Source organism: uncultured Mucilaginibacter sp. (genome assembly GCF_903893715.1).
In the GTDB taxonomy this organism is placed as follows: domain Bacteria; phylum Bacteroidota; class Bacteroidia; order Sphingobacteriales; family Sphingobacteriaceae; genus Mucilaginibacter.
This window is the reverse complement of sequence record NZ_CAITNG010000114.1, coordinates 1-1,784: the sequence shown is the minus strand read 5'-3', so window position 1 is coordinate 1,784 and position 1,784 is coordinate 1. Positions and strand designations below refer to the sequence as shown.

General features: G+C 39.3%; 3 protein-coding genes. 2 read left to right on the top strand and 1 reads right to left on the bottom strand.

Annotation, left to right across the window (positions count from 1 at the left end; translation table 11 throughout):
* The first annotated feature begins 283 nt into the window (after positions 1 to 283).
* Positions 284 to 1,183, top strand: coding sequence for a 3-hydroxybutyryl-CoA dehydrogenase (locus tag QZX97_RS13110; protein WP_363152508.1), 900 nt, complete (start codon positions 284 to 286; stop codon positions 1,181 to 1,183).
* A gap of 56 nt (positions 1,184 to 1,239) precedes the next feature.
* Positions 1,240 to 1,536 (top strand): hypothetical protein, encoded by a 297-nt coding sequence (locus tag QZX97_RS13105; RefSeq protein WP_295649212.1) that lies wholly within the window; start codon positions 1,240 to 1,242, stop codon positions 1,534 to 1,536.
* A gap of 96 nt (positions 1,537 to 1,632) precedes the next feature.
* Here QZX97_RS13105 and QZX97_RS13100 read toward each other — a convergent pair.
* Positions 1,633 to 1,784, bottom strand: a 152-nt coding sequence (locus QZX97_RS13100) for a DALR anticodon-binding domain-containing protein (RefSeq protein WP_295664698.1), incomplete at its 5' end; no start/stop codon positions are given.

Below are 1,784 nucleotides of genomic sequence, written 5' to 3'. Positions count from 1 at the left end.
TTTATTTTTTTTAACGGATTGTTTAAAATGGCATCAAAAACGCCTTTGTATTATTTTTATTACAGAAACATTACATTTTAACCTAAACTATTTTAATTATAACATTTTGTTATAGTCTATAATTATAAAAATTTAGATTTTAACTGTCTTTGTTCAACAAAGTTGAATATTAGTATGCCTCGACTAAAAAAAATTCTTCCTGTTTTAAAACCAAATACTTTTTACTTTCGGGTGAAAAATTGCTGACCTTAGCAACAAGATATCCTCAACTTATAAACTTAGTATGATAAAAAACGTTACAGTAATTGGCTCCGGAACTATGGGTAATGGTATAGCCCACACCTTTGCGCAAAACGGTTTCAATGTTAACCTTGTAGATGTAAATACGCAGGCTTTAGAGAAAGCGTTGCTTACCATCCAAAAAAATCTGGACAGGCAATTAAGTAAAGGAGTAATAAGTGAAGATGTTAAAACATCAACACTAAAAAACATTACTATGCATACTGATATTAAGTTGGCAGTGGTAAATGCCAACCTGGTTGTTGAGGCGGCTACCGAGAATATTGACCTGAAACTTAAAATATTTAAGGAACTCGACGAGCACTCCCCTGTCGGTGCTATTTTGGCATCGAATACTTCATCTATATCCATTACTAAAATAGCATCGGTAACTAAGCGTCCCGATAAGGTAATAGGTATGCACTTTATGAACCCTGTGCCGGTAATGAAGCTTGTTGAAGTAATAAGAGGTTACGCTACGAGCGATGTGGTTACTGACACTATTATGGAGCTGTCGCGCAAGCTGGATAAAATGCCGGTTGAGGTTAACGATTACCCGGGCTTTGTGGCCAACCGTATTTTAATGCCTATGATAAACGAAGCTATTTATACTTTATATGAAGGCGTAGCCGGTGTTGAAGAGATAGATACAGTAATGAAATTAGGCATGGCCCACCCCATGGGCCCGCTGCAATTGGCCGATTTTATTGGGTTAGACGTTTGCCTCGCCATAATGCATGTGTTATACGATGGTTTTGGTAATCCCAAATATGCGCCCTGCCCATTGTTGGTAAATATGGTTACCTCAGGTAATAAGGGGGTAAAATCGGGGATTGGATTTTATGATTATAGTGGTGGAACCAAAGATTTGGTGGTAGCTGCCAAGTTTAAAAAGATAAAGTAAACCTTTTTGGTTGCGGATTGTCATAGTGTTATATAGCTAAAAAAATGAGTAACATTATGAAAACGATAGCAAAATTCGGCCTGTTGATTTTATTGGCAGGCTCTTTATTTACATCATGTACCGTTCAGGGCGGGTTCGTAGTTCGCGAACGCCCGGTTGAACCTGTTTATGAACGCCCTGTGGCACCTTACGGCGATGCCATATGGATCGGGGGAGAATGGGAATGGCGTGGCGGTAACTATGTGTACATACGTGGTCACTATGAGCACCGTCGCGAGGGGCACGAGTGGATCCCGGGCCATTGGAACAATACCCCACGTGGTTATTCATGGGAACGCGGCCATTGGAGTTAATATTTTAGTACTTTAGTATGGAGTAGTTAGTATTTAGATGCTTATAAGCGCTAAACACTAACTACTTTTTTATGTTTCAAGATATCTACTCAACTCCTACATTCTTTCCGGCACCGCTATCCCCAACAATCCCATACTTTTACTGATGATTTTTGCAGTTGCAGCCGAAAGCGTTAGCCTGAATTGTTTGCTCTGCTCGTCCTCGGCTTGCAGGATAGATTTTTCGTGATAAAATTTATTGTAGGTTT